Origin of the sequence: Nocardioides sp. (assembly GCF_016462705.1) — a bacterium.
Lineage (GTDB): Bacteria > Actinomycetota > Actinomycetes > Propionibacteriales > Nocardioidaceae > Nocardioides.
The window spans coordinates 1-4,640 of sequence record NZ_JAEMSS010000254.1; the positions used below are offsets into that span (position 1 = coordinate 1).

Here is a 4,640-nt window from a genome sequence, read left to right on the forward strand (position 1 = left end):
GCCAGCGGCTGGGTCAGCTCGGCGTCGGTCTCAGGAGCGGTCTCAGCGACCGGGTCAGGCACAACCTCAGGAACGGCGTCGGCGGTCTCTGCCTCGACGTCGTCGAGGATCGTGGTGGGGCTGTCGTCTGCCGCCGGGGGCTCGGCCGCCGGGGGCTTGGGCGGAGCAGCCTTCTTCTTCCTGCGCCGGAACAGCGACGGCGGCTCCAGCGACGGTCCAGTCTGTTCCTGGTCGTCACCCATGCGGGCAGTCTCTCAGACCGACGGTGCCGGAGCCGTGCTCCCGGGCTCGGCGGGGTGCCCGGCGGCGGTGATGTCGGCGGCGACGCTGCGGCGTGCGCTGGCGATGACCAGGGCTCCGGCCAGCACGCTGGCCGCGAAGACGGCGAACGTCACCCGGTAGCTCGTGAGCTCGCCCACCCGGGCCAGCGGCACCGCGAGGCCGGCGCCGAGACCGGTGACGAGCAGGGTCCAGCCGAACGTCCGGCTGCGGGTCTCCGCAGGCACGACCCGGGCCAGGAGGGGGTAGAACGCGGGCTGGTAGGAGCCCATGCCGATGCCGAGCAGCACACACACGGCCAGCGCCAGCGGCGCCCAGGGGGTGATGCTGAGCAGCAGCAGGGCGACCGACATCACCGCGACGCCGGCCCCGATGAGCACGGTGAGGCGCCCCCAGTCGTCGCGGTAGATGATCCGGGTGGCGATCCGGGCGCCGATCAGGATGCCGACCACCATGCCGATGCCGTAAAGGCCCTGGACGACGCCGCGGCCGAAGGCGCCGTACCCGTGCACCCGCTCGAAGAACAGGGAGAGCAGCTGGGTGTTGGCGATGAAGGTGGCCCCCAGCAGGAACGCCGACCCCCACAGCCGGCGCAGGGTTCGGATCCGCAACGCCTGGCGGAGGACGGACCACACCCCCGGCCCGCCGCCGCCCAGGTCGAGGACGGACCGAGATGTGCGGGGCGGTTCGCGCACGCTGAGCGCGGCCAGGACGAGCAGCCAGGTCGGCACGGCGACCAGGGCGAAGGTCCACCGCCAGCCCACCAGCGCCCCGACGCCGCCGATGACGAGCGCGAACGCCGTGCTGATCGGCGCGGCCAGGCGGTGGATCCGGAACGCCCGCGGCTGGGCCCGCGGCTCGTAGTAGTCGACGAGAAGGCTGGGGTGCACGACCTCGCTCGAGGTCCGGGCGATTCCGGAGAGCGCCCTCGCCACGACCAGCACCCAGACCGCCCAGGCGAGCGCTGTCAGCACCGACATGGCGCTCCAGAGCAGCGCCATCAGGACGACGACGCGCATCCGTGGATAGCGGTCACCGAGCCAGCCGACCGGGAGCGCACCGAGCATGATGCAGAGCCCGGCCAGCGCACCGATCGCGACGACCTGGGAGTCCGTGAGGCCGAAGGCGTCCCGGAGCTCCGGCGTCAGCGCCGCGAAGGCCAGGCGGTCGAGCTCGTCGACAAGGTTGAGCCCGAAGAGGATCGCGATGGGCGGCACGAGACCCCGCTCCGCCGCTGTCCGCACCCGGTCAGGTTCTGACACCCGAGTGTCAGATGTCAATGGGTTGCCACTTTGGTCGCACGACCCTAGGGTCGCGGCCATGGACGCGAGGCCGCGCCGCGGCGACCACCTGCCGACCTCCCAGCGGATCAGCGACCGGGTGGCCGACTCGCAGAGCCGTGCGGTCGGCTACCCCCGTCCCGTCGAGGGCGCTCCCAACGTGCTGGTCATCGTCCTGGACGACGTGGGCTTCTCCCAGCTCGGCTGCTTCGGCTCCCCGATCGAGACCCCCAACATCGACGCGCTCGCGCAGGGCGGGCTGCGCTACCACCGCTTCCACGTGACCTCGGTCTGCTCGTCGACCCGTGCCGCGCTGCTGACCGGGCGCAACCACCACGCCGTGGGGATGGGCGTCACCCAGGAGGCCGCGATGGGCTTCCCGGGCTACACCGGGCGGATCCCCCCGTCGGCGGCGACGATGGCTCGGGTCCTGCGCGACGGCGGCTACAACACCATGGCCGTCGGCAAGTGGCACCTGACCCCGCGCACCGAGTACTCCGCGGCCGGACCGTTCGAGCGCTGGCCGCTCGGGCTCGGCTTCGAGCGCTACTACGGGTTCCTGGGCGCGGAGACCAGCCAGTGGGCGCCGGAGCTGGTGCGGGACAACACCCACGTCGAGCCGCCGGCGACCCCCGAGGAGGGCTACCACCTCACCGAGGACCTCGTCGACCAGACGATCCGGATGATCCAGGACCAGCAGCAGGCCGAGGCCCGCAAGCCGTTCTTCTGCTACCTGGCCACCGGCGCCGCGCACGCGCCCCACCAGGTCGCCCCGGAGTGGGTGGCGCCCTACCGGGGCCGGTTCGACGGCGGGTGGGAGGCCTACCGGGAGGAGACCTTCGCACGCCAGGTCGCCGACGGCGTGGTGCCGGACGGCACCGTGCTCACGCCGCGGCCCTCGTGGGTCCCCGCCTGGGACGACCTGTCGGCTGACCAGCGGCGGCTCTATGCCCGCTACATGGAGGTCTACGCCGGCTTCATGACGCACACCGACCACCACCTCGGCCGGCTCCTCGACTTCCTCGAGCACCGCAGCCTCGACGACAACACCGTGGTCATGGTCCTCTCGGACAACGGCGCCAGTGCCGAGGGTGGCCCGGCCGGGACCCTCAACGAGGCGGCCGGCTGGCTCGGGCTGCACGAGGACGAGGCGACCTCCCTCGAGCGCATCGACGACCTCGGCGGCCAGGACGCCTACAACCACTATCCGTGGGGGTGGGCCTGGGCCGGCAACACCCCGCTGCGGCTGTGGAAGCGGTACGCCTGGCTGGGCGGGGTGCGTACGCCGCTGGTCCTGCGCTGGCCGGCCCGGGTGCCGGACCCCGGCGCCGTACGGAGCCAGTTCACCCACGTCACCGACCTGCTGCCGACCATCGCCGAGGCCGCCGGCATCCCGGTTCCAGCGGTCGTCGACGGCGTCACCCAGCAGCCCCTGGACGGGGCGTCCTTCCTCGACAGCATCACCGAGCCCGACGCGACCGAGCACCGGCACCTCCAGTACTTCGAGATGATGGGCTCCCGCGGCGTCTACGCCGACGGGTGGATGGCCGTGACCGACCACGTGGCCAACCAGTTCGGCGAGCGCGACCACCTCGAGGGGAGCTTCGACCACGCGACCGACCGGTGGTCGCTGTTCGACCTCCGGACCGACTTCTCGGAGAGCACCGACCTGGCCGACGAGCAACCGGGCACGGTCCGGAGGCTCGAGGGGCTGTGGTGGGCCGAGGCCGGCCGCAACCAGGTGCTCCCGCTCTTCGAGTTCCCGGACTCGCTGGCGCACCTGCACCCGGGCGAGTACCCCCCGCCGTCGGTCGGCGTCTACGGCCCCGGGGGCGGACCCGTGGCCGAGGCGCAGCTCCCCCCGACGGGAGGCGGCTTCGTGCTGAGCGCGGAGCTCACCGTCCCGGACGCCGGGGCCGAGGGCGTGGTCGCCGCCCTCGGCGACCGGCAGGGAGGGTGGGGGCTGCACCTGCTCGACGGCCGTCCGGTGGCGACGTTCGCGCTGCTTGACGCGACCACCCGGGTCGCGGCCGAGCAGCGGGTGCCCCCCGGCGCCCACACCGTCGAGCTCGCGTACGTCGCGGCGCGCGGCGGCCGGGCCGCCCGTGCCGAGCTGCGCGTCGACGGCGACCTGGTGGCGGACGCGGAGGTGCCGGGCACGATGTTCCTGCCGCACCTCTCGACGGCCGGGGCCGGGCTCCTCATCGGCCGGGACCGCGGGCTGTCGGTCTCCCCGGACTACCGCCCGCCGTTCGAGTTCACCGGCGAGCTGCGCCGGGTCGAGCTGCGCAGCGGCCGCCGGACCGAGACGGACGAGGAGCGCGCCACCCGGGTGCGGGCCGGGGTGGCCGGTGACTAGCCAATGACCAGCGCAGCCACGGACGGGGGCCTGCGGGAGCGGCACAAGCAGTCGACCCGCCGGTCGCTGGAGGACGCCGCCCTGCGGCTGTTCGCCGAGCAGGGCTACGACGCCACCACCATCGAGGCGGTCGCCGACGCGGCGGGGGTGTCGCCGCGCACGTTCTTCCGCTACTTCACCGCCAAGGACGAGGTCCTGGACATGGGGTGGCAGCAACGCCGCGAACAGCTGGCCGAGCTGGTCGACGCCGTCCCCGACCAGGACGACGACCACGCGGCGGCGGCCCGGGTGCTGGTGGCGATGGCGGAGTCGTTCGAGCCGGAGCGGGAGCGGGTGCTGCTGCGGGCCCGGGCGCTGCGCAGCTCGGCTGCACTGCGCGGCCGCAACGCCGACACCACCGCGGCATGGGAGCAGACCCTGGCCGCCGGCCTGGCCCGCCGGCGCGGCCTCCCCGAGCCTGACGCCCGCGCCCGGGCGGTCGCCGCCGCCTACACCGCCGTCTGGCGCACGGCGCTCGGCGACTGGCTGCGGTCCCCGCGCCACTCCCTGCCGGCGACCGTGGACCAGGCCTTCGCCCACCTCGGGCCGGGACGCGGGAGTGCTGGGCCCCGGACGTGACGAACCCCCGGCCAGCATCTGGCCGAGGGTTCACGCGTGAGGAGAAATGGTCGGGCTGACAGGATTTGAACCTGCGGCCTCCTCGTCCCGAACGAGGCGCGCTA

Annotated in this window: 3 protein-coding genes and 1 pseudogene; 2 read left to right on the forward strand and 2 right to left on the reverse strand. The window is 73.7% G+C overall.

The genetic code is table 11. The features are described from left to right. Both JHD21_RS20770 and JHD21_RS20775 read right to left on the reverse strand, forming a co-directional pair. Positions 1-242: pseudogene (locus tag JHD21_RS20770) on the reverse strand (hypothetical protein); the annotation flags it as partial. Positions 243-254: 12 nt separating this feature from the next. Then, positions 255-1,523 carry an MFS transporter gene (locus JHD21_RS20775; protein WP_292679288.1) on the reverse strand — a complete coding sequence of 423 codons (1,269 nt, stop codon included), beginning with the start codon at positions 1,521-1,523 and terminating at the stop codon, positions 255-257. 76 nt (positions 1,524-1,599) lie between these two features. Between JHD21_RS20775 and JHD21_RS20780 the strand changes: the two genes are divergently transcribed. Both JHD21_RS20780 and JHD21_RS20785 read left to right on the forward strand, forming a co-directional pair. Further along, positions 1,600-3,918 (forward strand): arylsulfatase, encoded by a 2,319-nt coding sequence (locus JHD21_RS20780; RefSeq protein WP_292679291.1) that lies wholly within the window; start codon positions 1,600-1,602, stop codon positions 3,916-3,918. Between the two features lie 3 nt (positions 3,919-3,921). Continuing rightward, a complete protein-coding gene (locus tag JHD21_RS20785; protein ID WP_292679294.1) occupies positions 3,922-4,536 on the forward strand; it encodes a TetR family transcriptional regulator in 615 nt (204 codons plus the stop codon). Positions 4,537-4,640 lie beyond the last annotated feature (104 nt).

Bases quoted from the DNA above. Each gene is read 5' to 3' on its own strand.
- JHD21_RS20780 (WP_292679291.1), top strand. From the start codon at position 1,600: ATGGACGCGAGGCCGCGCCGCGGCGACCACCTGCCGACCTCCCAGCGG.
- JHD21_RS20785 (WP_292679294.1), top strand. From the start codon at position 3,922: ATGACCAGCGCAGCCACGGACGGGGGCCTGCGGGAGCGGCACAAGCAG.